This is a genomic window from Cellulophaga sp. BC115SP (assembly GCF_009905545.1).
GTDB lineage: Bacteria > Bacteroidota > Bacteroidia > Cytophagales > Spirosomataceae > Flectobacillus > Flectobacillus rivi.
In genome coordinates, this window is record NZ_JAAALB010000126.1 from 1 (window position 1) to 1,825 (window position 1,825).

A 1,825-nucleotide genomic window follows, 5' to 3' on the forward strand; every position below is an offset into this window, starting at 1 on the left:
ATCTTTATTTGACCTATCGTAGATACTCCTCTTGTGTAATTTTGTGTTGGCTTATTGGTACTAATAGATTTCTTCAGTCCTTCGAGATAGATAATTAATTGTTTACAGTCTCTATCCCATGTCAATATATCAGCCCATGTGGGAACTATATCTCCTTGATCTGTACATCCACAAATGAGTTTTGTTCTCGAAAGAAGTGTTTCATACTCTAAGAATTCAGTCAGAAGGGTTTGAATATTTTCAAACTATTATCTAAAGTGAAAAACCTCTTTGATTTGCTGGGAATCAAAGAGGTTTTTCAAGTATTGATACTTATTGATTTTCTTTTATCTTGCGTTCTTGAAATGAATTTATCCACTCTCCATGTAAATCACGTTCTTGGTTATTTTTGTCTATATATGGTTTATAACCTCCATATTCATCTGTATCAAATGTAGCTCTATCTATTATATGCCAAACATTCTCTCCTGCTTTTTGTTCCAACAACAATATCTCAATCTTTGAGTTTAATTTGGGATAATACTCCTCTGGTAGAGGCTTATTGGCAAGTGCCTCTGGTGAACCCGCATCCCATTCTCCTGTACCAGGTATTGCTCTAAGGTACTTTCTGTCTATAAAAAAAATCCATTTATTAAAGTCCTTCAATAAAACAGAATCCTTTCCCATTAACATTTTGGAGGCACTGGAATATCCGTAATTTATATTATCATATTTACCTATACGCCTGTATTTTGTTTGTGCATAGTTAAACCAATATTTAATCCCTTTTTTATGAATCATAAAGCCTCTACCTTGACCAAAATGATTAAGTGAATCTTCTTTATAAGGTAATTCGATGTTGATTACATTTGTGGAATCAGTATCATCATTACTAGTAAAATCACTCAAAAAGGGAGTGAAGTTAAATCCATGGTAAGCGAGTTCATAGCTATTTTCAGTAGCAACTCTATATTCTATCACTTGCTTCTTATTATTTTCTTTGTTTTGACCTTGGCAGGCAAACAAGCCTAATAATGAAATCAATAAAATAATTTGGCTCTTTTTCATAATTAATGAATTAAAATTTTTACGATTTTACTTGATGATTGGTCGAAAATAGCCTATCCAACCTGAATGCGAATTGAGAGCTCCAGCATTTAATCTGTATACTTGTATACTGCTTTTCTGGTACTACCGCAAACATTATCTCCTCCATTGGTAGTATTGTAGTTCTCATCAGCACTACAACTACTACCAATAGATTCTAGTATGGTAACACTTTTCTTACTAGCATCGTAACTCAATACAATTCCTGTATGCCCATTTGTGCCATATCTCCAAACAAATATATCACCTCGCTGAGGCTCGAAGCCTTTTTCATCGCTTTCTGCCATAAATTTAATATTTTCACTTCCTATCGCTTTTCTAAACATTTTCTCTTCTGTCATTATCCCAGTACTGATGTTTGTTGTATAGGAGATACCCAGCTTCATTAAGTATGCTCCAACAAATTCTGAACAATCATACGCCAAATCAGCCCCTGCTTGGTTGGCATCTCGAACACCCTGTTGACTATACGGGATATGTTTTGCTGCAAGCTCCTCCATTTTACTTAGTGCTTGATCAAGGGTATTGTCATTATCAACAATATAGCTTTTAATAGCGTCTATGTCATCCCCAAATATATTCATGGGATTACTTTTTCCTGTTTTATCCTTCAAAAATATATGTCCGTCTGTAGCCTCTAGTTTATTTAAGTCGACAGGTACTGTCGGCTTCCCATTTTTAGTACAGATTAAAAATATACATAATCTGTCTACTTTGATTATGTTTTTAACCCTTCTTG

The 1,825-nt window shown here is 34.1% G+C and carries 2 protein-coding genes; both read right to left on the reverse strand.

What is annotated here, in order from left to right:
- Nucleotides 1-312: 312 nt before the first annotated feature.
- Nucleotides 313-1,047 (reverse strand): hypothetical protein, encoded by a 735-nt coding sequence (locus GVN22_RS27150; protein ID WP_166554135.1) that lies wholly within the window; start codon nucleotides 1,045-1,047, stop codon nucleotides 313-315.
- 89 nt (nucleotides 1,048-1,136) lie between these two features.
- On the reverse strand, nucleotides 1,137-1,825 hold a 689-nt coding region (locus GVN22_RS27155; protein ID WP_166554136.1), incomplete at its 5' end, for a CHAP domain-containing protein.

Coding starts and splice junctions, on each gene's coding strand:
- GVN22_RS27150 (WP_166554135.1), bottom strand. CDS start 1,047: ATGAAAAAGAGCCAAATTATTTTATTGATTTCATTATTAGGCTTGTTT.